This window comes from Methanobacterium aggregans (genome assembly GCF_017874455.1).
Taxonomy (GTDB): domain Archaea; phylum Methanobacteriota; class Methanobacteria; order Methanobacteriales; family Methanobacteriaceae; genus Methanobacterium_C; species Methanobacterium_C aggregans.
In genome coordinates this window covers 61594-82361 of record NZ_JAGGLN010000005.1, presented here as the reverse complement: position 1 = coordinate 82361, position 20768 = coordinate 61594, and the positions used below count along the sequence as shown (strand labels likewise).

Genomic DNA, 20768 nt, shown 5'->3' with positions numbered 1-20768 from the left:
TAAAAAAGTAAAATATGAAATAAGTTTTATGTAAAAAAAGGCAACAGAAGTCGGAGAACATATGACACGGTACAGAGAGGGGATGTTCAGTGATGGGGCAAGGCAGTAAAAACATACTAGTAGTAGGACCTCCAGATTCAGGCAAACAAACAGCAGTTGAAGGGATTGACAGTAAAAATTCAAATATTTTAAGTGCTTCCTACGGAAGGGCAATCATAAACAACCAGAAGAATTATCTCTTCAGTTTTAAAGGGGAAGAGGGGTTTAAATCCCTCGAAGATGTTCTCTTATCCTTTGAGAATGGACAGTGTGCAGACGGTATAATCATTTTGATTGATAACTCCAGGGGTGTGATGGAAACAGACTATGAAGTAAGGGACATGATCCTTTCAATGAACATCCCCCATGTTGTATTCTCAAACAAACAGGACTTGAATAATGCATCGTTGAATGGAGATTTAGAAGGTTCCATGATCATTCCCACCATTGCAACAGAGGGAATAGGTGTACAGGATGGTTTCAGGTTACTTTTGAAGTTAATAGAACAAAAGGAAAATCATGTAAATGTTAAAAAATCTGAGTACACGTACAGGAAGGTTTTCAACTCTAAAAAAGTGCACAACAGATTCAGAGACGCTGAAAAACTTGAGAAACTCAAGGACATCCTTGAGGAATCCGAAAACCATGATATCTGCAAGCTGAGAATGTTCATGCACCCAATAGAACTTGAAGGAATGGTTAAAACCCTTGAAAATCATGGTTTTTCCAACATGACAGTTGTTGAAACCAAGTACGTTGATAACCAGAATACTTCAATGGAGACCTACAGATGCAGCCAGTACGATGTCCAGCTGAAGGTGAAGACCGAGATCATCATGATACTAAAAAAGGACGATGTTCAGTACGTTTTGAAGGCAGTCAGATCAATTAAAAGTGATGATATTGATGATAAAATTCTTATAACACCTATAGAAAGAGTTTTAAGAGTTAGAACCTTGGAAGAGGGAGAAGAAGCCATAGATTAAAGATAAATGAATTAAAGATAGATGATGATAAATGGATTAAAAAAAGTGAATTAAAAAAAGAGTGGGTTTTTTACCATCCTCTTTTTTGTAGTTTTTGGTTTTCTGGTATTGTGCTGATTTCGAGTCCTGGCATTGCTTTTCCGAGGTTGGTTGAGACTTGTGCGATTAGTTCTGGGTCTGTGTAGTGTGCTGTGGCTTGTACTATTGCTTTTGCTACTATTTCTGGGTTTTCTGATTTGAATATTCCGCTTCCTACGAATACTCCGTCTGATCCGAGTTGCATCATGAGTGCTGCGTCTGCTGGTGTGGCTACGCCTCCTGCTGCGAAGTTGACAACTGGTAGTCTTCCTTGTTTGGCTGTTTCTTTGACGAGTTCGAGTGGTGCTTCTTCACGTCTTGCTACGGCCCAGAGTTCTTCTTCTGTTTTGTCTTTTAGTTCTCTGATGGTTCCTTGTATTACGCGCATGTGTCTGACGGCTTCTACGATGTTTCCGGTTCCTGCTTCTCCTTTGGTTCGTATCATGGCGGCTCCTTCGTTTATTCGGCGTAGTGCTTCTCCCAGGTTTCTTGCACCGCAGACAAAGGGTATGGTGAACTGTGTCTTATCGATGTGATGTTTTTCATCTGCAGGAGTTAAGACCTCACTCTCATCGATCATGTCAACACCCAGGGACTGGAGCACCTGAGCCTCAACGAAGTGGCCAATACGGGCCTTAGCCATAACAGGAATACTCACAGCATCGATGATCTCCTGAACCTTGGAAGGATCCGCCATACGTGCAACTCCACCAGCAGCACGTATATCCGCAGGCACACGTTCAAGGGCCATAACAGACACAGCACCAGCATCCTCAGCAACACCCGCCTGCTCAGCATTCACAACATCCATAATAACCCCACCCTTAGTCATCTTAGCAAAACCCTTCTTAATAACCTCAGTTCCATGCAACATAAACAAATACCTCCAAATTTAAATTTTATACGCTTCAAATTAGTTTTTTTTATATTCTGTTTAATCACAGTTCTCCCCTGAAAAGATCAGGATATGAAACTGTTTAATATTCAATTTTTAAAATTGTATAACTTGTTATAAACTTAGTTTCTGGATTATTATAACTGTTTGTATTCTCCCCCTGAAGTAGAATCTAGTTTTCAGTAGTTTCTACCTGGAGGTTCAAAGATCACAAACTTTATATAAGATGTTGACTTAAGGAGTGCTGACTCAAAAAATGAGGCGATAAAAAATGAGAAAAACAATTTCAGATAGTAAGAGTTTGGTTGAGAAGATGCTGGAAGATACAGCTAAGACAATCGACAGCATCAAAAATGATATTGAAAAAACAGTAGTCGATTACACCTTCGTTCCTGGTAAGGACATAATAGAGACAGACGACAGCATTATAGTCCACATAGACATTCCAGGTATAAAGAAAAAAGATATAGAGCTGAAGGTAACTGAAACGAAAATGAAAGTTACAGCCAAGCTTGAAGAGGAACATGCAGAAAGAAGCAACTATGTAACACATCATGACAGAAAGGCAGGTTTCATCAGGAGAAGTGTCAGATTCCCTAAAAAAGTTATGCCTGAAGAAGCTGAAGCCAAATATCAAAACGGTGTTTTAACAGTGGAAGTTCCAAAGCTTGAAAAGAACGAAGGACTCACAGTGGAGATAAAATAATTTCCACTTCACTATTTTTTTTATTAATTAATTTCTATTAATTGAACAGTTTTTTTTAAGATAAATCCATTGACAAGGTATTTTTAAATCCCACCGAGGGACAGGCCCTTTATTAGGATTGATCAACTTTTTTTTCAGTTTCTCATTGCTACTGAAGTTCATTCCTTGCATGCCTTGCATCTTTGAAGTCTGGGTTCAGGTTCAATGCTGTGTCATAACAGCTGGAAGCTTCATGTTTTTCACCCAACTCCTCCAGAACCACACCTTTACGGTACCAGCTTTCAGGATCCTCTGGTTTCAACTCCAGAACCTGATTGTAGCATTCCAGTGCCCCAGTATACCTATCCAACATTTCAAGGGCGTATCCTTTGTTGTAGGTGGCCTTGAAATTATTAGGATCCAACTTTAAAACCTGATCGAAGGAGTTTATTGATTCCGTGTACTTTTTAGCTGAAATTAGGTTGTTTCCCATGTTGTTCCATACCTTGGTGTTTTCTGGATCCCATTCCAGTGCCCTCTTGTAGAATTCTGCTGCACCTTGATACCTTTTCATCTTTGAAAGAATATTTCCGCCGTTGTACCATGCTTTGACGTAGCTTGGATCTATTTCAACTGCTTTTTCATAGGATTTAACTGCCCCCTCAAAATCTGAAAGTTCCTCCAGTGCTATTCCCCTGTTGTTCCATATTTTAACATCTGTTGGGTCAATCTTCAGGAGTTTGTTGTACTCAATAACATTATGGTATTTCTCCATTCTCCCTGTGAATTCATAGCAGGCCATAAGTGATATTAAAATGAAAGCCAGTGCTATGAGGTACAGGCAGTTCACACCAGAGAGGTAGATATTTGAAAATGCATTGGATTGATAGAAATAAATCAATATTAATATTAAAGCTGTGTTTACCGTTATTAGGTAATTATTTTTATGGTATATTTCCCTCCAATTGAAAAAAGCACCTATAAACTTTACAGCCCCACCAGCAAGGATTATGGGAATGAGTACATCAATTAAATCATTTACAGGATGGAAGATAGCTGCTGTAATCACAAACAATCCTATTATCATTTCTATTGTATAATTCACCATTGTTTAACCTCTAACCTGATTTAATTACTAAAACTTCCATCTGATCTTATTAATAAATTTTGTAATATTTAATATTAATTATGGGGGCATCTTGGATTTCACAGTAGATTTCCCAAAATTTACTTCGTTAAACGTTTATATTACGAAGTACATCATTTCAGACCCCATTTTCATTATTAAATCTCATAATATGTAGGGCATGGTAAATTGGTACAAATTAGCATAAAATGAGCACCACATATACCCCTACCAGTTTATTTACACTATTTTGATGAAGTTTTAGAAAAATAGATTTTGCAATTCTTTTAAAAGTTCTTTTAATTTATCTTGAAGTTCATTATAGTTCCACAGTTTTACAATTAATATATGGCCAAAATACCCATGAAACTTATATTATAATAAGTAAAATTCTATATTTCTTATCTGCAAGTATTGGAGGTTATATTGGAGTAATAACTAACAAAAAACATTGAAGAAAACCTGAATTAACCGAAACACCTACTGAAAAATAAAGATTCAGCCCTACACAACCCAACAATAATTTTTTTTCACTTAATATTATTAACTGCAAACAATTGTAAAAGAAAAAAATAGGGGATGTGAAGGAGAGTTGCAGAACTTATAGTTGTGTTGTGTAAGCTCCGCATTCATTATGGGTTGAAATTTCAATGGAACATGCACAAGGATTGAACTACTGAACTTCTGTGGCATTGTAGATAGTAATAGTATGGACAAGCCTAACTATCCAGACAGTGATTAAGTAGATTGTCCTTTAAGGGCACCAGGTGAAGTAAAATGGGGTTTAAAGGTTATTTACATAGGATAACCCAATGAAAACTTACCCAAGACACTTTGCAAGGAACACCACATTCCCAAGTGATGGTTCAGCCTAAGACTGAACCTGTTTATGTGTAGTCAAAAATACAGTGACACGGAAAAAATGTCCTGTATCTAAAATTGGTTTTGGATTTTTTGAGGAAAATGCTGGTACACATTATAAATCTGTAAGAATGTTTTTGAAGGTTAAATTCCAATTTAAAATATTTTCTTATAGATTTAAGGTACTTCACTTAAGTGCATCAAAGGCTATATCGATTAGATCTCTTAATCCTGCGCTGACATTATTTAATTGATTATCAGCGGCGTAATCTTTGATTTTGCGTATCTGGTCTTCACGTAAGGTGTAGTTACGTGGAATCATGCGTGGTTTTTGTCTGCGTTGGTATTCGTCAAGTGCTCCGTATATCAGCTGCATTAATCGTGTTATTTTTTTGATTTCGTAGAGATCAATAGTATTTTCAAGCGCATTTTCAAGTAGATCCCGATCTTTTTCCAATCTTTCACTGCTGGGATAAGAGAATGTGTTTGTTTCAAGTAATTCCCTTAAAACTGTGTTAAGATCTTCCTGTGCATCATCTAAAAGTGTTCTCAAATCTTTATCTGTAACATCATCCATAACATATCCCCTCCTTCACCATACTATGGTGTATATGTTATATATAAGTATTGTGATTATGGAGAGAATTCCGTAAAGGCCATCTGATTGTTATTAAAATCAGTTGATTAGCTAATGAAAATTTATTTAGTTTCCTTTCCAATTTCAACAAGCGCCATGTGCTACCTCATAAATAATTATTTATCCAAAGCCCAAATTATCTATTAGCTATGAAGAGAGAAACCATCTACAAAAGATACGAACCTTCTTTCACACCCAAGGAAAAGAACAGTCCATCTTACTGGTTCGTTTTCAACTCTGATAAATTGCTCATAAACACTGAAAATGATTTTAAGATTCCTTTTACTGAAAATCTAAATGATTTTTCCCTTTCCCCACTTAGAGAACAATACCTGGGCACCCTCGAAGGCCATCCATGCTACACTGCCGAAGTTGCACCAGGAACCACAGCCCCAGATGACATGACTTTTGAAGACTTAAGATCCATCTACGAGGTTTTAGATGAAGATATTTACCTCGTGGCTGGTCGGGCCATTCAGGTTATAAACTGGGATAAAAATCATCAGTTCTGCGGTAAATGCGGGGCTCCAACCGTAACTTCAGAACATGAAATGTCCAAAATTTGCCCTGAATGTGGATTTACAAGCTTCACCCGTTTGTCCCCTGCAGTGATAACTGCAATTGTAAAGGACGATAAAATCCTCCTGGCCAAACATTCCTACGGCCTTAAAAGGTACAGCCTCATCGCGGGATTTGTAGAAGCTGGAGAAACCCTGGAAGAAGGTGTCAAGCGTGAAATTGCAGAGGAAGTGGGTTTGAAGGTTAAAAATATCCAATACTTCGGAAGCCAACCCTGGCCCTTTCCCCATTCATTGATGGTTGGTTTTACAGCAGAATATGAAAGCGGCGAGATAAATGTTGATGGGAACGAAATAACAGATGCTAAATGGTTTGATGCAGATGAGGTTCCGCGGATGTCCTCTATGATCAGTATTGCAAGTGAGCTTATTGAGTGGTTTGTTGAGAACTATTCAGACTGAGAATTTAGATTACTGATTAAAATTCAACTCTTTACCACATTCTTGACAAAATTTAGCGTTTAATGAGTTTATTGCACCACATTCAGAACAATATAAATGATCATTCTTAACCAAAGTACTACCACATCCAGTACAAAATTTGGCAGATTCCGAATTATAATTTCCACACTTTGGACAAATAATATGCAATGTTAGAGGGTTAACTAAGGTTTTAGTTGGATTATAATCATAAATTTTCTTAGGAGGATTCTCTTTAACATCATTTTTACTTAATGCTGAAGCAATAAATGCGATTACCATTATTAGTAATACAAACCACCATGGTCCAAAAGCAAAAAATCCTCCTTTTTCATCAGTTATTAATTCATTTTTGCTCTTTAACATAAAAACATAACCTCCTTTATTTTTAATTATCCAAAAAAAGAAAAAAAGTATTTTTAGAAGGAATGAGATGTTGAAACTACCCCATACTCAGCAGAAGTACTTTTACTTTCCACTACACTTCCATCTTCTAATATATTTACTGTCAAAGTTCCACTTCCATCATCTTTTTTTTGGAAGACAGCTGAAACTATACTAGGATTCCCACTTACGTCAATTGTTTTGGTTCCAGATCCATCAACGGATTGTTGTCCTGTTTCATCCCCATAAGATCCACTCCATGAACCTGAATAATCTACTTGTATCTGTATTCCAGATGCTGCATTAGTAGTAGAACTAGTATCAGTAGCAGAGGAGGTATTATCTGATAAAGCACTAGTATCTGGACTTGTATTTGTAGTTGTAGTAGTTGCATCAGGAGCAAACATTCCAGCTATAGCAATTATCAATATAATACCTATACAACAAACACCTAACCCTATCGCTATTTTACCTCCTTTACTCTGATTATTCCAGAAACCCCCCGCTCCACCACTTGATGTTTCAGTAGGTTTTGCTGAACTTACCACGTTCTTCAAATCAGCACCACAACTCTGGCAGAAACCTGCATTATCAAGGTTTTCTGTACTGCACTTTGGACAAATTTTCGTCACTTATTTTCGCCTCCATATATTTTATAAATTTATAAAGGGCGTAAACCCATTATAATCCCCCATTTCAAGGCTTTAACCAAAATTCCAAGCCCCAACCCACCTATCAATCCTGTTGTAAATCTTAAAATGTTATTACTCTCTCTAAAACCTAAAAGTTGAGTAAATCCATCAGTAAAGGTTGGAATTATCATTAAAATTGCCAGTGCAATTAATGATAAAGAGTACTCCACGTAAAAGAAATATGCATAAATGAAATATGAAAATGCACCAATGTAAAGTCCAGTACACCTTGAACAAACCGGGAAATAATGCCCCCTAATTTTAAAGGTTCTCTCAGGTTTTCTGTGACAAATAATAAAATTTCTCATTATGATCATTCCTGGTTGTTAATGGACAGTATTGAACGGACCATATATAATATTTTCTAAACAATTTTGTAGATTACTATGTAAACATAAACTAAAGTAAGTGAACCCCTCATGAACCATACCAAATAATTGAATTACATTCCATACATCTAATTAAAAAGTTTAACATAATTCTAAATTTTCTGACTTACATCTCAATTAATCATTGAAATGGAACAACTGATCCCACCAAACCTATATTCCCCATAAAAAACATATCTTAAGAAAGTTAATTGAAACCAAACCCCATGAAAAGAGGGGCAGAAAGGAGGTTACAAAATGACTTCTAGCGAAGAATTATCCAGGATAGAAGAGAAGGCCTGTGAACTATTAGAAAATCGTAATGGAATTTATCTTGAAAAAAGGCTTTACAAACAGTTAAGAAATGAATATCCAGAATTATCCAGGAAGGATTTCCAGACAGTTCTGGATGAAGTCTTGAAACAGGGCTACATCATGGAACACGCACTTATAAAACCCATAACAGATAAAGAGGCAAAAAAAGGTGAAAAAACCTATGCCAGGGGTAAGTTATCTGGAAAGGGTGCTTCTGAAATTCCAAGAATTCCAAATAAGAGAGAGTTGGAATAGAATTCAGATAATATTCTCAGTTCATTGGGAAATTGGGAAATTTTGAAGTTAAAAAGAAGTTTATCCAAAAAATCTATTAACAATAAAGTTTCAGATAGATAGTAGGTGATTATTGTGGGAAAAAGAATACTGGTACCTACAGATGGATCAGAACAGGCTGAAAGAGCTGGAGAACAGGCCATGGCCATGGCAGAATTAGAAGGTGCAGAGATCATTGTTTTGTACGTGATAGACACTGAATACTTGAGGGCCCTGCCCCAGGATGAACTCATAAACCAGATCAAAGCAGGTTTAAAGGTTGACGGTGAAAAGGCTGTTGCAGACTTCCAAAAAACCCTGGAAGAAAGAAAATGTGGTGGACACTGCAGCAATATCCAATTCCGAACCATGATAAAAGGAGGGAAACCTGCAGAGGTCATCCTCAAAACCATAGAAGAAGAGGGAATTGACCAGGTTGTAATGGGTAAATCAGGTAAACACGGAATTGAAAGACTCGTGCTTGGAAGGACAACCGAAAGGGTTGTAAGAAGGGCCAAAGTCTCAGTTGAAGTTGTGGCTTAACTTCAACCCTTTTTTTTGAGTTACCTTAGATCAAAATCTTTTTTTAAAAAATAATAGGTTAAAACCCTAAAGTGTGAGGGTCTTCTTGTATATTGCACTTGACTCATCACCGTCTGAGAAGACTGAGTCAAAGAACATAACATCCACCTTTGCTGGTTCCCCAGTGTCGATGTAGGACGTTCCTTTAACCTTTATTGTCTGTCCGGTCTTGGCGTTGTTGATGTTCCATGCAAGGGGATCCTTTTGAAGAACTGCGCCGCTGGAGTCATACCATACAAGAACCATTTCCATGTAGTCCATATCCTTGGTTGGTGTTACTGAAGCTGTGACTTCGTAGTCTCCGTAGGAGCCTGCACTTGCCTCTAGGTTGTTTACTGTTATTGAAGATGCATCACTTGATGCAGCCTGTGTGTTTCCAGAAGAGTTATCTGTTGAGGAGTCTGATCCAGAATCCACACATCCACTTACAGCAACCACAGCTGCAACAAGAAGTACAACTGCTATTAAAAATACCTTTTTCATGTTTCATTCCTCCATTTAAATTTCATTTCCTCACTACCGCGAGCAATCCGCCCACACCCATGAGTACCGCTCCGAGAATTCCGAAGAGGGATATGCTGATCAAGAGCCAGAGCGCACTCACAATCAGAACTATTCCTCCTACCTTTGGGTTTTTCATTACCAGTACAGAACCTATTATGCCAAATATAGATGCTAAAATTGCGCTTACTCCTAAAACTGTAATTTCAGAGTCGAATACTCCAAACATCACTGCAAATATTCCGCCCAAAATACCAAAAATTCCACCTACCATTCCCAGGACAAGTTCAATCGTCCTTGATGTTTCCTTCACTTCTTCAGAAATTTCAATACCTCCCTATGCTTGTTAATGTTAAGTATTGAATTGATTATATATAATATTTTATATTCTAAATTAAATGAAAAAATTTATATAATAATTGTTAAAAGATAATGTATTTATTGAATTATTTAATTCAAATAATTAATAGTTAGTAAAAATAATCAATTGTAAATTTTTAATAAAAATGATGCTGAAAAAAACTTAATTAAACCCATCTTCTTAAAAACTGAAAATAGTTTAAATATCACATCAAACATCTTACATTTATAAAAAAACCATTGTTTTACCAAAATTAGTTTGAGGTTTAGTTAATGACCGTGATTTATCCAGATGCCAACAATATGAATCAGACCTTTCTCGTCATCATCATGATAATTCTCATACTTCAGCTGCGGGAGCGTAAGGTCCGGCAAGAAAACTGTTCATGATGCCAGTATTCATGACACTTGTAACAGGAGCAGCCATTTACACCAGCGCATCTTCAAGCATCACAGCCTTCGCACTTGTGGCCGCAGGTCTTGCAGTTGGGATGGGCATGGGAATAGGCATAGGTTCCCTTATGAAGGTAAAAGTCCATGAAGATGGATCCATGGTTCTCAAGGGATCCATTCTGGCTGTGACAGTATGGATCATCATAATAGCAGTTAAGATACTTGGAAAAGATGTTCTTAACGGAACTGGATACATAAACCTCAGTGTTTTAACATCCATCTTCTTAACCATGACCCTTGGTGCAATGATATCCAGACGTGCCTACGTTTACATGGAATATCTGAGGCAGAAGAGGGTAAATCTTGCCCAATAAAAAAGTGAATTTTAGATTTTATTCATTCTGAATCAAGGATTCCAACCGTTTAACAGCATGGTACTTCTCTTTCTCCTCAATTTTGGCCTGGTTCAGGGCCTCTTTAAGGGTCCAGATTGAGTGGTCGTAAACCTCCCTGTCAACTGGGTAAGGGAAGCCGTCCTTTCCTCCATGTGTGAAGCTGTACTTCACAGGGTCCTTCCAGCTTGGCTCAGATCCGTAAACAAGGTCAGATATCAGTGCAAGTGCGCGTATCTTCTTGGGTCCCATTCCCCCAAGTGAAATCAGTTCCTGATAGTTTTCAGGCTGCAGTTCCCAGGCATTCTTTAAGACCTCAAATTCCCGGTCTGATAAGTCCATATCCAGAACTGGATGGTGGCGCGGCATCTTGAATTCAGAGAAGTATGAATCCAGGCTCATCTGAGACTTCTCCTTAAGGGGTGTTCTGTCCTTGAAGTATTTTTTCAGGTGTTCTGGGTTGTCGCAGATAAGATCAACACTCATATCCCTTGTTTCACTGCTTTCATGGGCTGTCATGTCAAGTGTTTCTGATTCTGGTTTGTCGCAACATATCCCCCTGTGTGGTTCTTCCACGAATTCCTTCACTCCCTCAGAAAGCCAGTGGTAACGCCTTGCATAGCGTGTTTCAGGGTTCATTCCCTGCTGTACAACTGCCCATTTTCCCTTCTCAGTTAGGATGAATGAGTGGTGGTAGAGTCCGTAGCCGTCCTGGATGCAGGAGTTGTCTATTTTAGCTGATAACCTGCTTGCTGTGACCATTTCCTCCACCCTGCCCGTGGGTAGTGAGAAGATCTCCCCTGCATTTTCTATGTCTGCTGGTGTTTTTCTGGATGCCCTCCCCTTTCCACCTGCAACCATTATTCCATGTTTTTCAGGATCGATTGCCATTTTAAGGGCACCACATGTTGTTGTTGTGGTTCCTGAGGAGTGCCAGTCAAATCCCAGGACGCAGGAGAATGCCTGAAACCAGTAGGGATTTGAAAGTCTTCTTAAAAATTCATCGGCATCGTACTCGTAGAGCAGTACATCTACAATGCTCCCTGTGAGCTTAACCATTCGGTTAAAAAGCCATTTAGGTGCACGTCCCCCATGAAGGGGAAGGTTTGCAACTCCACTTCTTGACTGCATCTAATTTATCATCCCTTTTATTTGTGATTAAAATGGATCTTCATGCAAATAAAAATGTTTTTCTTCTATGTATTTTATGTAAAAAAAGGTATTTGAATGTTTAATCAAAGTCAAGGGCGTACTTTTCAATGGTTCGCTCAAGTTCTTCCAGTATCTCCTGGTTGCCTGCAGGTTTGTATGATTCTTCCAACTCCTTCCGGTACTTGTCAAGATTTTCCAGGAAATTCATCAATAGTTCCCTGTCCAGTTCCTCATGGAACTCTCCATAGCCCAACCTTTCAATGTATAGGGCATTCAGTATCTGTTCGAACTGTTTTTTAACAGGAACGCTCAAAACCGGTTTTTTCAGGTAAAGAGCCTCTGTTATGAGGGTGAATCCTCCGTTGGTTAATATTGCCCTGCATGATGCAAGATCCGTGTAAAATTCATCCTCGTTGAACTTCTTGAATTGGAGGTTTCCATCCTTTTTATCCTCGTTGAACCCATAGACAATGCAGGTAACTCCAACCCTCTTCAGAAGCTCCAGAAGTTTCAGGTTGGACGTGCTCGTCTGGTAAACAAGAATATGTTTCCCCATTTCCGGTTTTAGGTTCAGTATTTCCTCACGGAGTATGGGTGAGAACATCACTGCTTTTTCAGGATTTTTAAGGGGTGCCCTGAAGAAGCTGGTTATGAGGTACTTCTTAGGTAAAGTTATAAAGGAATATGCCACTCCTTCAGCTTTTAACCTGTCGCTGCGGTATTTTTTGGGAACATCCAGTTCGCACTGTGTTAGAACACTGATGTTGTCCAGGCTTATAAGGGGTATCTTCACTATCTTACTCAGGAGGTTTGCATAGAACTCAAAATCAGATACTATAACGTGGGGTTTGAACTCCTTAACTACACCATTCATAAGTCTTAAATTATTTTTAAGATCACTTGGAAGTCCTTTCATTCCTTTAACAAATGTTTTGCTGTTACTGACCTTATTGTCCTCATAGACTGTGTTGAAACCACCTATTTCATAGACTTTGTCGTGTTTTTTTGAGATGTATTGATATGCTCTGTCGCTTGCAAAAACAACAACATCGTACTTCTTTGATAGGTGTTTTATTACAACTCCACTGCGTATTGCATGACCCATTCCCTCACCACATAGTGAGTATATGATCCTCTTCTTTCCAGTGGTTCTCTCGGTCAGTACCTTCTCATTGGAGTAATCGAAGTCGTAGTCCAATTCTTCAGCTGTTATCTTCCTTCCTGAAAACTGGTATATGGTGCTTTTAGCGTACTTAAAGGCTATGGCCTTTCTTCCTTCCTTTTCAAGGCGTCTTATTGAAACAAGAAGTTTGGGCCTTCTTAAAACCTTGAAGGAGCTTATCTTTGCAATTTTTTCGATGTAATCTGTGTCCTCTCCAAAGTCTATGGCCTCATCAAAACCACCAACAGCATCATGAAGCTCTCTTCTTGTTAAAATTCCATAACAACCTGCCCCATGTGGTTTTATGGATTCAACACTCCTCATGAAGAAGTTGGCAAAATCATGGGATATCTTATCAATTCTGCTGTCACTTAAGGGTATCATCTGTGTGATGGCAATACCAAGATCGTTTTCCATGAACTCTTCAAGTGCAGATTCCAGGTAACCTTCAGTGAGTATCACATCAGAGTCTAAAAAGAGAAGGTATTCTCCAGATGATGCTTCAGCACCCCTGTTTCTTCCAAGAGCAGGTAATCCTCCTTCAACCACCCTGGAGTTGTAGGATTCTGCAATTTCCCTTGTTCTATCTGTGGAACTTGCATCTGCCACTATGACTTCATAGTCATCCTGAAAATTTTGATTTTTAATGCTTTCCAACAGTTTTGGAAGGTACTCCTCCTCGTTGTGTGTTGGAATGATGATACTGAGCTTCATGTTCTCCCTTGAATGATTTGATTCTTTCTGAATTAAAAAAAGATTTGATCTTCTTGGATTATAAATTGTGTTTGAAGATCTATAAATAACCTTGATCCCTGCACAACCTTAATTAAATTTAAAGTAAGGTTGTTTGAAACTCTCCTTGAATTAGATTTTATGGATCAGAATTTCCTACACGTAAGAGTAGAAGTTCCAGGTCATGAAGGAACCATCTGCCTTACCCTTGAAATCAACAAAAACCTTCTTAATAATTTCTTTATCTCCTCCAGAAGGTTTTAGGGTGTAAATAGTTTTATCATCAATGTGCTGTACATCTGTAACGTTGTATGAGGTCATGTTAACTGGTTCATGCTGGTTTATAACTGTGAGTGTGTAGTGATCTGTGTTGGTGCCTCCAATTTCAATTGCAAACCCTGCAAGAATTATGAGGAATATGATCAGAACAGGTTTGACCAGTGTCCTTGGAGAAAAACTGTTTTTTGCAGAGTAAATGAAGAGCAGGATACCAAATCCTATGAGAAATGGCTGTGAGAACATTCCTCCATCCATCATACCTATGATGGCCACTGCGAGTCCAAATGAGGTTACAACCTTATATGAATCCCTCATACCCGTCATTGCAAGCAGACCTGCTATGTATGCCAATGGTAGGGATACCAGTGCAAGGAAGGCGAAGGGTGAAGAGTATTGGATAATTGCTAAGCCAGTGTTTATGTGGTGGGGTGCAGTTTCACCCATCAAACTCACCATGTATCCAATCACTGATTTGAAGACATGGGTGTGCATTATGCTGGTTGTGCTGGGGGTTGGGTTCATGGCAGTGAACACTGTAAACAACGAAACATTGAATTTAAGTCTTATCCATACTTCAATGAGCAAACCAACCACACAGGTAACGAACATGGTTACAAGGGAGATTAGAAGGTACCTCCTTCCATTGAACCATTTTCCAGGAAAGATTTTAGGGTTTAGTCTGGAGCTTGAAGTTATGAGGGAACTTAAAAGCAGGAGACTTCCCATCATAACCAGCAGTATCACGGCTTTACCTTCAGATGAGCCTTCAAGTATGGGCCAGAATACTGTGGCCACTGCGTTGTCCATGAAACCAGTTTTAAGGAGTATGCCTCCTAAAATTATCAGTACAATTCCTGTTAATCCAAGGCGGTCAATTCGCAAGTTTTCATCACCACAGCTGTTTCGTATGTCCTTGATTTCACTTTATTTAACTCTTGAGTATATTCGTTAGTTCTACACTTGTTTTATACTTAGTTTCAATGGTCCCTTTTATGAAAGCTCGATCATTCGTTCTATTGCTTTTCTTGCTTTTTTGGCTATTTCTTCAGGAACTGTGACAAGGAACTCCTCATTTAAGAGGGAGTTTTTAACCTTTTCAAGGGTGTGGAGCTTCATGTTTTCACATATTGCATCATTTAATGCTGGAATAATTGTTTTATTTGGATTTTCCCTTCTGAGCCTGGTTACAAGGTCGTATTCAGTTCCCACTATGAAGGTCTGTTTTGGAGATTCTGCAACGTGCCTCATCATACCTCCAGTGCTTAAAACGTAGTCTGCAAATTCCTGAACCTCAGGGTCACTCTCTGGATGGATCATTATATCTGCATCAGGATACTTCTCCCTTAAATTGTGCATTTCATGGAGGCTGAGCATTCTGTGAACGTAGCAGTGCCCATGTTCTGGTACAGGAATTATCTCCTTGTCCACCTGCTGCTGCACATGCCATGCAAGGTTCATATCCGGTCCGAAGAGTATCAAATCTTCATCAAGACTTTCAACAACTTTAACAGCATTTGCTGATGTGCAGAGTATGTCTGCCTCAGCCTTTGCCTCTGCAAGGGTGTTAACGTAGAGCACAACTGCTGCGTCAGGGTACCTTTTCTTGGCCATCCTAAGTTCTTCAACAGGGAGCATGTTGGCCATTGGACACTCTGAATTTTTATCAGGAATGACTATTTTCTTATCTGGGTTGATTATTGCAGCTGTTTCAGCCATGAAATCAACACCACAGAATACAACGAGCTGGGAATCTGTTATTTCAGAGGCCTTTATACATAACTCCAGAGAATCACCAATAAAATCAGCTATCTCCTGTATATCGCCGGTTTGATAATTATGGGCCAGTATTGTGGCATTTTTCTCTTCTTTGAGTTTTATGATTTCTTTTTGCAGATCATTCAACATGATAATCGCCTTATAATTTCACTGCCCAAGTAGGCAGTTTAATGAGAATAATGTAATCCTCAAAAATTTGGTGTGAATTGAAGTAGTTATTTAGATCTTTGTACATTATTTAGTTTTCCATTTATTTATTAAATAACTATTGTTAAAGTTAGAAACTGAAAAAAGGAAGCTTCAAAATATTATTCCTAAAAAAAGTAGATTAAAGTTTTAAAAAAGATTTGAAGCCACTGCTATTTAAAGATCCTCTGAATCCCCACCATTCCCTATTTCAGCACCATTTAATGCTTCTTTACATGCACAGTCCCTTTGGGATGATATTTTATCCAGTGCACCTGCTATGGTTGCTGTTAGTTCATTCCGCTTATCCTCCACTATCTGGAAGACTTCGTCTATGGTGAGTTTTCCAGGTGATATTGATGCAGCATAGTTGGATACTGTGCATATTGATGCGTAGCACATTTCAAGTTCACGGGCAAGTACTGATTCAGGCAGGCCAGTCATGCCAACAACTGTACCTCCCAGTTTCTGGAACATTTTAACCTCAGCAGGAGTTTCAAATCTCGGGCCTTCAGTGCAGACGTAAACTCCCCCATCCACAACATCTCCTGAGGATATTAAAGCATTCCTTAAATTGGGGCAGTAAGGTTCTGTTACATCCACATGTACAGTTCTTGTGTCGTAGAAGGTTCCATTCCTTGCACGTGTGAAATCTATGAAGTCATCGGGCACAACAAAATCTCCAGGCCCTATTGATAGATCCAGTGATCCAACTGCATTTGTGGCTATTATACTGTCCACTCCAATCTTTTTAAGTGCGTATATGTTTGCCCTGTAGTTTATCATGTGCGGAGGGTTTGCATGGCCCTTTGCATGTCTTGGCATGAATGCAACTGTCTTTCCATGTAACTTAAAGATGGATATTTCTGGTGATTCACCGTAGGGTGTTTGAAGAACCTGGTTTTTAATTTCTTCACCCATCTCAACTATCTCATATATACCTGTACCGCCTATTATTCCTATCATCTGTGCACCTTCAGATTTCCATTTAAAGATTAAAATTTCACTTTTATTGAGTATAAAAAAATTTAAGTCCACTGATTTGAAGTTTATCCCTTTGCAACTCCAAGTGGTACCATTTTACCTACAAGACTTGATATTCCTGATTCATGGGCAATCTGAACAACCTGATCAACATCTTTGTATGCACCTGGGGCTTCTTCAGCCACAACAGGCATGGAATTAGCCCTTATGAGTATTCCTTTATCTGCAAGAAGTTTTTTAACTTCTTCTCCCCTGAATTCTCTTTTTGCACCGGCACGACTCATTAAACGTCCTGCACCATGTGCCGTTGATCCAAATGTTTCTTCCATTGCAGTTTCTGTACCGTGGAGTACGTATGATGCTGTTCCCATTGTTCCAGGCAAAAGTACTGGCTGTCCAACATCCCTGTACTTTGCTGGGATTTCTTCTCTTCCAGGACCAAATGCCCGGGTTGCTCCTTTCCTGTGGACGTAAAGCTCCATATCATAACCCTTTATTTTATGTGTTTCCTTCTTGGCTATGTTGTGGGCTACATCGTAGACTATTCCCATGTTCATGTCTTCTGCATCCTGTTTGAAGACCTGTTCAAAGGATTCCCTTACCCAATGAACTATCATCTGCCTGTTGGTCCATGCGTAGTTTGCTGCAGCTGCCATTGCCTGGAAGTAGTCCTGTGCTTCCTCTGAATCTGCAGGTGCACATGCAAGCTGTCTATCTGGGAGGTTTATCTTGTACTTCTTGTAGGCCTTGTCCATGGTTCTGAGGTAGTCTGAGCATATTTGATGGCCGCATCCCCTGGAACCTGAATGGATCATGACTGTTATCTGGCCTTCCTCTATTCCAAAGGTTTTTGCAGCTTTTTCATCGAAGATCTCATCCATCCTCTGTATTTCCAGGAAGTGGTTTCCAGATCCAAGGGATCCAAGCTGGGGTATTCCCCTCTTCTTGGCCTTGTCACTGACCTTGGAGGAATCTGCTTCATCCATTCTTCCATTCTCCTCAAGGTATTCAAGGTCGGATTCCCAGCCATATCCATTTTCAACAGCCCAGCTTGCACCGAGGTTAAGAACATCATTGATTTCTCCCTCTTTAAGCCTTATTTTACCCTTGCTTCCAACTCCTGATGGCACGTTTCTAAAGAGAGTATCCAGAAGTTCTTTCATCCGGGGTTTAACATCATCTTCTGTGAGGTTGGTTCTGACAAGCCTTACACCACAGTTTATGTCAAAACCCACCCCCCCGGGACTTATAACTCCATTTCTTGCACTGAAAGCCCCAACTCCACCTATACTGAAGCCGTAGCCGAAGTGTATGTCAGGAAGACCTATTGAAAATTTCTGGATACCTGGCAGACACGCAACATTGGCCACTTGATCCAGTGCTCCCTTTTCAACTGTTTTTATGGCCTCATCATCCAGGTAAATCCTCCCTGGAACCCTCATACCCTTTTTGTAGCTGGTTGAAATTTCCCATACACAATCTCTTACTTTACTTAAATTTTCGTCTGCGACCATAATATGACTCTCCAAAATAGTAGATTCTTTTTTAAAGAAATAATACTTAAACAAATCTATTTAAACAATTTTCATGAATTTAATTGATTTGAGCCCCGAAATTGGATTAAAAACCTCTGATCATATTTTAACTGCACTCCCCATTAACATGAATTCCTTTGAAAAGATTCTAGGGAGTTTATGGTTAAAATAACTGTTAAATATTTGGTATTAAGGTTTTATAAAAATTTTCTATTTACAAGAACTATTATATATCTAGTATGACCTGTAACATATATCCATTTTTCTTTTGTATATCCATCATATGATAGGTTGCTGCCTTGACTTCATCCCTTCTCTCATGGACATCCGGGTCAAACTCTTGACCCTCCGCTACAGCCTCCAAAAGGAAAACCTTTTCTCCATCTTCCATTTTATCACTGATCTCAACGTTGAATCTGGAGAAAACCAGGTACTCTGAGTCGTGGAAAAACAGGAGTTCTGAAAGCCAGTCATAGAGCAGTGCTTCTTCATCTTCTGATTTTAAAGTGATCTTCCTCAGGAGCTCAGGTTTTATGTGGTTGGTGTCTGTCATAACCTCAAACATTGCAAGTGCAGCATTTTCAAATGCCTGGTTAAGGGTTTTTCCATATGCCCTGTACCCAACATCTGCAGTTACATCAAAAAATTCAAATTTTAGTGATGGATGAGAGTTGGACTTATTATTATCTTTAATTTCCACAGTTTAACCTCTTAAATCTTTTAAAAATAGGGGAGAAATTTCTGTTGATCATCTGAGTGATCCTATTTCAACTGATGAATTTGTATCCCTAACGATCTAATAAATTAGTATTTTTTCGTTAGGATATAAATTTTTGTAGGATTTTTTGTGGACGCCTTTGAAACAGCTTTCTCATGAATACAATTACTTATCAAGCGCTCTCCATCTCTTCCTTTAAGTAAGTTCCAGCACGAGTATCATTATAAATACAGAAGGAGGAACTAAAAAATGCAGAGAATTTATGGGAAACCTACAGTACCCAACCTTAAAAAAAGATCAAACGTTTTTGAATACCTCGGCCTAAACTACCTTGATTTAAGGTCATGCATATTTCTATGCTTTGTTATGGTTGTTCTGATAACAAGCATACTCTGTGTGGCTGCATGCCCCAACTCCAACATACCTATAGGTGCCTAGATCATGCCCCAACATTTTTTAAACATTTTTCTATCTCTTTAGGGTTAAATCTTAATATTACCAGGCGTGAATTACCTTTTACACCTTTACCTGTGAATTTTGTGTCTATCAACCTTAAGAATTCGAGTTTGTTAAGGGTGCGGTCGAATGAAGCATAGCTTGTTGAGGTTCGTATCTTGAAGGAATTGTAGATGTCACCTGCAATCAGATCATCCTCTCCAGATTCAGCTATAACCTTCAGAAGCGTTTTTTCATCATCTGATAATGTTTTCAGGGTACTTTTAAGACTCACAGAACCCGTGCTCTTCATTGCTTCAAGCACATGCTTTTTCTCGATGATCTTTGAGGCATCTGCCTCTGCAAAATTTCCACTGACCCTTAAAAGATCTATTCCAATTCTTAAATCTCCAGCAGACGATGCCTGCTCCACTATCATATCAAGGATATCATCGGATATCACATCAGGATAAAAACCTGCTTTTATCCTATCCTTGAGTATGTCCCTCATCTCACTGGGTGAGTAGGGATCGAATATAACTTCTTGAGGTATGAAAACAGAGTTAACGTTTTTATCCAGCATGTAACGGAACTCTATATCTGAGAGGATTGCAAATACTCCTGTTCTGACACCTTTAAATTCTTCATGGGCCCTAAGTATATCATAGAATATCTTATTTGCATTTTTACTGTGGAAGAGGTAGTTCACATCGTCCAGTGCAACAACCAGGGTTTTGTCTTCATCCCTAAGGTGCTTCATTATCTTTCCGTAGATCCTAGAGAATGGAACACCAGTTTCAGGGGGCATGTGCCCGAAGAGTTTGTTGTAAATCTGAGAAAATATGTTGAAACGCGTTGTATGAAGCTGGCAGTTAACGTAGACACAAACAAGCCTGTCTGAGGTTCCCTCCACCATGTCGAATATTTTGTTTATTGCAGTTGTTTTACCTGTTGCAGGAGAACCCAAAACAACTGTGTTGACAGGCCTTCCACCTCTAAGTGCAGGTCTTAAACATATTGCCAGTGCTTCCATCTGGGATTCCCTGTGAATATAATTTTCAGGGACGTAATCTGGATTAAAAGCATCTATATTCCTGAATATTGTCTCATCATAAAGAAGAATGTCTTGTATACCCATGGTATCCTATCTTGTGGCTTCAATAATAAAAATTGTGGTTTTAATCTCTGGTAAAAAAACATTGCAAAAAATTTTAGATGTTTTATAATAAAAATTTAGTATTTTT

General features: G+C 38.7%; 23 protein-coding genes and 1 pseudogene. 7 read left to right on the top strand and 17 right to left on the bottom strand.

Annotation, left to right across the window (positions count from 1 at the left end; translation table 11 throughout):
- Positions 1-92 precede the first annotated feature (92 nt).
- Entirely contained in the window at positions 93-1025 is a 933-nt protein-coding gene (locus J2756_RS08740) for a P-II family nitrogen regulator (RefSeq protein ID WP_209584730.1), read from the top strand.
- 70 nt (positions 1026-1095) lie between these two features.
- Here the strand turns inward: J2756_RS08740 and pdxS are convergent, their stop codons facing one another.
- Positions 1096-1977, bottom strand: coding sequence for a pyridoxal 5'-phosphate synthase lyase subunit PdxS (gene pdxS, locus J2756_RS08735; protein ID WP_209584728.1), 882 nt, complete (start codon positions 1975-1977; stop codon positions 1096-1098).
- Between the two features lie 292 nt (positions 1978-2269).
- Between pdxS and J2756_RS08730 the strand changes: the two genes are divergently transcribed.
- On the top strand, positions 2270-2704 hold the full coding sequence (locus tag J2756_RS08730) for an Hsp20/alpha crystallin family protein (RefSeq protein ID WP_209584726.1): 435 nt from the start codon (positions 2270-2272) through the stop codon (positions 2702-2704).
- Between the two features lie 148 nt (positions 2705-2852).
- On the opposite strand, the gene J2756_RS08725 is transcribed toward J2756_RS08730, so the two are convergent.
- Positions 2853-3791, bottom strand: coding sequence for a tetratricopeptide repeat protein (locus J2756_RS08725; RefSeq protein WP_209584724.1), 939 nt, complete (start codon positions 3789-3791; stop codon positions 2853-2855).
- A 1066-nt stretch (positions 3792-4857) separates the two neighbouring features.
- Positions 4858-5247 carry a hypothetical protein gene (locus tag J2756_RS08720; protein WP_209584722.1) on the bottom strand — a complete coding sequence of 130 codons (390 nt, stop codon included), beginning with the start codon at positions 5245-5247 and terminating at the stop codon, positions 4858-4860.
- Positions 5248-5456: 209 nt separating this feature from the next.
- Here J2756_RS08720 and nudC point away from each other — a divergent pair, with 209 nt between their 5' ends.
- Positions 5457-6287, top strand: a complete 831-nt coding sequence (gene nudC, locus J2756_RS08715) for an NAD(+) diphosphatase (protein ID WP_209584720.1) — start codon at positions 5457-5459, stop codon at positions 6285-6287.
- Positions 6288-6296: 9 nt separating this feature from the next.
- On the opposite strand, the gene J2756_RS08710 is transcribed toward nudC, so the two are convergent.
- From J2756_RS08710 to J2756_RS08700, 4 genes and pseudogenes are all read right to left on the bottom strand, one after another.
- Positions 6297-6671 (bottom strand): zinc ribbon domain-containing protein, encoded by a 375-nt coding sequence (locus tag J2756_RS08710; protein ID WP_209584718.1) that lies wholly within the window; start codon positions 6669-6671, stop codon positions 6297-6299.
- A gap of 53 nt (positions 6672-6724) precedes the next feature.
- Positions 6725-7237 carry a hypothetical protein gene (locus J2756_RS08705; protein ID WP_342593129.1) on the bottom strand — a complete coding sequence of 171 codons (513 nt, stop codon included), beginning with the start codon at positions 7235-7237 and terminating at the stop codon, positions 6725-6727.
- Positions 7238-7249: 12 nt separating this feature from the next.
- Positions 7250-7321, bottom strand: a pseudogene (locus tag J2756_RS11715) (zinc-ribbon domain-containing protein); the annotation flags it as partial.
- A gap of 29 nt (positions 7322-7350) precedes the next feature.
- A complete protein-coding gene (locus J2756_RS08700) occupies positions 7351-7698 on the bottom strand; it encodes a DUF2085 domain-containing protein (protein ID WP_209584714.1) in 348 nt (115 codons plus the stop codon).
- Between the two features lie 309 nt (positions 7699-8007).
- On the opposite strand from J2756_RS08700, the gene J2756_RS08695 reads away from it, so the two are divergent.
- Complete coding sequence (locus J2756_RS08695; protein WP_209584712.1) at positions 8008-8319, top strand: hypothetical protein; 312 nt, start codon at positions 8008-8010, stop codon at positions 8317-8319.
- A 114-nt stretch (positions 8320-8433) separates the two neighbouring features.
- Positions 8434-8880: a universal stress protein gene (locus tag J2756_RS08690; protein WP_209584710.1), complete on the top strand. Its 447-nt coding sequence runs from the start codon at positions 8434-8436 to the stop codon at positions 8878-8880.
- Positions 8881-8946: 66 nt separating this feature from the next.
- Here the strand turns inward: J2756_RS08690 and J2756_RS08685 are convergent, their stop codons facing one another.
- Together J2756_RS08685 and J2756_RS08680 are read right to left on the bottom strand one after the other, a co-directional pair.
- Positions 8947-9402 carry a hypothetical protein gene (locus J2756_RS08685; protein ID WP_209584707.1) on the bottom strand — a complete coding sequence of 152 codons (456 nt, stop codon included), beginning with the start codon at positions 9400-9402 and terminating at the stop codon, positions 8947-8949.
- A 22-nt stretch (positions 9403-9424) separates the two neighbouring features.
- Entirely contained in the window at positions 9425-9733 is a 309-nt protein-coding gene (locus tag J2756_RS08680; protein WP_342593126.1) for a DUF4064 domain-containing protein, read from the bottom strand.
- A 448-nt stretch (positions 9734-10181) separates the two neighbouring features.
- Between J2756_RS08680 and J2756_RS08675 the strand changes: the two genes are divergently transcribed.
- Entirely contained in the window at positions 10182-10547 is a 366-nt protein-coding gene (locus tag J2756_RS08675; RefSeq protein WP_209584705.1) for a CcdC protein domain-containing protein, read from the top strand.
- Between the two features lie 18 nt (positions 10548-10565).
- Here the strand turns inward: J2756_RS08675 and J2756_RS08670 are convergent, their stop codons facing one another.
- The 7 genes from J2756_RS08670 to J2756_RS08640 all read right to left on the bottom strand — a co-directional run bounded on the left by J2756_RS08670 (position 10566) and on the right by J2756_RS08640 (position 19071).
- Positions 10566-11696 (bottom strand): DUF763 domain-containing protein, encoded by a 1131-nt coding sequence (locus tag J2756_RS08670; RefSeq protein ID WP_209584703.1) that lies wholly within the window; start codon positions 11694-11696, stop codon positions 10566-10568.
- Positions 11697-11796: 100 nt separating this feature from the next.
- Complete coding sequence (locus J2756_RS08665; RefSeq protein WP_209584701.1) at positions 11797-13593, bottom strand: MJ1255/VC2487 family glycosyltransferase; 1797 nt, start codon at positions 13591-13593, stop codon at positions 11797-11799.
- A gap of 174 nt (positions 13594-13767) precedes the next feature.
- Positions 13768-14772: a hypothetical protein gene (locus J2756_RS08660; RefSeq protein ID WP_245316007.1), complete on the bottom strand. Its 1005-nt coding sequence runs from the start codon at positions 14770-14772 to the stop codon at positions 13768-13770.
- Between the two features lie 108 nt (positions 14773-14880).
- A complete protein-coding gene (gene nadA, locus J2756_RS08655; RefSeq protein WP_209584698.1) occupies positions 14881-15795 on the bottom strand; it encodes a quinolinate synthase NadA in 915 nt (304 codons plus the stop codon).
- A 234-nt stretch (positions 15796-16029) separates the two neighbouring features.
- On the bottom strand, positions 16030-16818 hold the full coding sequence (gene mtnP / locus J2756_RS08650) for an S-methyl-5'-thioadenosine phosphorylase (RefSeq protein WP_209584697.1): 789 nt from the start codon (positions 16816-16818) through the stop codon (positions 16030-16032).
- A gap of 83 nt (positions 16819-16901) precedes the next feature.
- Positions 16902-18350 carry an RtcB family protein gene (locus tag J2756_RS08645; RefSeq protein WP_209584696.1) on the bottom strand — a complete coding sequence of 483 codons (1449 nt, stop codon included), beginning with the start codon at positions 18348-18350 and terminating at the stop codon, positions 16902-16904.
- A 247-nt stretch (positions 18351-18597) separates the two neighbouring features.
- A complete protein-coding gene (locus J2756_RS08640; protein ID WP_209584694.1) occupies positions 18598-19071 on the bottom strand; it encodes an archease in 474 nt (157 codons plus the stop codon).
- A 267-nt stretch (positions 19072-19338) separates the two neighbouring features.
- Here J2756_RS08640 and J2756_RS08635 point away from each other — a divergent pair, with 267 nt between their 5' ends.
- Positions 19339-19527, top strand: coding sequence for a hypothetical protein (locus J2756_RS08635; RefSeq protein WP_209584673.1), 189 nt, complete (start codon positions 19339-19341; stop codon positions 19525-19527).
- A gap of 1 nt (position 19528) precedes the next feature.
- Here J2756_RS08635 and J2756_RS08630 read toward each other — a convergent pair whose 3' ends face one another.
- Positions 19529-20662 carry an ORC1-type DNA replication protein gene (locus J2756_RS08630; protein ID WP_209584671.1) on the bottom strand — a complete coding sequence of 378 codons (1134 nt, stop codon included), beginning with the start codon at positions 20660-20662 and terminating at the stop codon, positions 19529-19531.
- Positions 20663-20768: the final 106 nt, after the last annotated feature.

Bases quoted from the DNA above. Each gene is read 5' to 3' on its own strand.
- J2756_RS08700 (WP_209584714.1), bottom strand. From the start codon at position 7,698: ATGATCATAATGAGAAATTTTATTATTTGTCACAGAAAACCTGAGAGA.
- J2756_RS08710 (WP_209584718.1), bottom strand. From the start codon at position 6,671: ATGTTAAAGAGCAAAAATGAATTAATAACTGATGAAAAAGGAGGATTT.
- J2756_RS08725 (WP_209584724.1), bottom strand. From the start codon at position 3,791: ATGGTGAATTATACAATAGAAATGATAATAGGATTGTTTGTGATTACA.
- J2756_RS08720 (WP_209584722.1), bottom strand. From the start codon at position 5,247: ATGGATGATGTTACAGATAAAGATTTGAGAACACTTTTAGATGATGCA.
- J2756_RS08740 (WP_209584730.1), top strand. From the start codon at position 93: ATGGGGCAAGGCAGTAAAAACATACTAGTAGTAGGACCTCCAGATTCA.
- J2756_RS08665 (WP_209584701.1), bottom strand. From the start codon at position 13,593: ATGAAGCTCAGTATCATCATTCCAACACACAACGAGGAGGAGTACCTT.
- nadA (WP_209584698.1), bottom strand. From the start codon at position 15,795: ATGTTGAATGATCTGCAAAAAGAAATCATAAAACTCAAAGAAGAGAAA.
- mtnP (WP_209584697.1), bottom strand. From the start codon at position 16,818: ATGATAGGAATAATAGGCGGTACAGGTATATATGAGATAGTTGAGATG.
- J2756_RS08730 (WP_209584726.1), top strand. From the start codon at position 2,270: ATGAGAAAAACAATTTCAGATAGTAAGAGTTTGGTTGAGAAGATGCTG.
- pdxS (WP_209584728.1), bottom strand. From the start codon at position 1,977: ATGTTGCATGGAACTGAGGTTATTAAGAAGGGTTTTGCTAAGATGACT.
- J2756_RS08685 (WP_209584707.1), bottom strand. From the start codon at position 9,402: ATGAAAAAGGTATTTTTAATAGCAGTTGTACTTCTTGTTGCAGCTGTG.
- J2756_RS08645 (WP_209584696.1), bottom strand. From the start codon at position 18,350: ATGGTCGCAGACGAAAATTTAAGTAAAGTAAGAGATTGTGTATGGGAA.
- J2756_RS08675 (WP_209584705.1), top strand. From the start codon at position 10,182: ATGACACTTGTAACAGGAGCAGCCATTTACACCAGCGCATCTTCAAGC.
- nudC (WP_209584720.1), top strand. From the start codon at position 5,457: ATGAAGAGAGAAACCATCTACAAAAGATACGAACCTTCTTTCACACCC.
- J2756_RS08635 (WP_209584673.1), top strand. From the start codon at position 19,339: ATGCAGAGAATTTATGGGAAACCTACAGTACCCAACCTTAAAAAAAGA.
- J2756_RS08670 (WP_209584703.1), bottom strand. From the start codon at position 11,696: ATGCAGTCAAGAAGTGGAGTTGCAAACCTTCCCCTTCATGGGGGACGT.
- J2756_RS08695 (WP_209584712.1), top strand. From the start codon at position 8,008: ATGACTTCTAGCGAAGAATTATCCAGGATAGAAGAGAAGGCCTGTGAA.
- J2756_RS08630 (WP_209584671.1), bottom strand. From the start codon at position 20,662: ATGGGTATACAAGACATTCTTCTTTATGATGAGACAATATTCAGGAAT.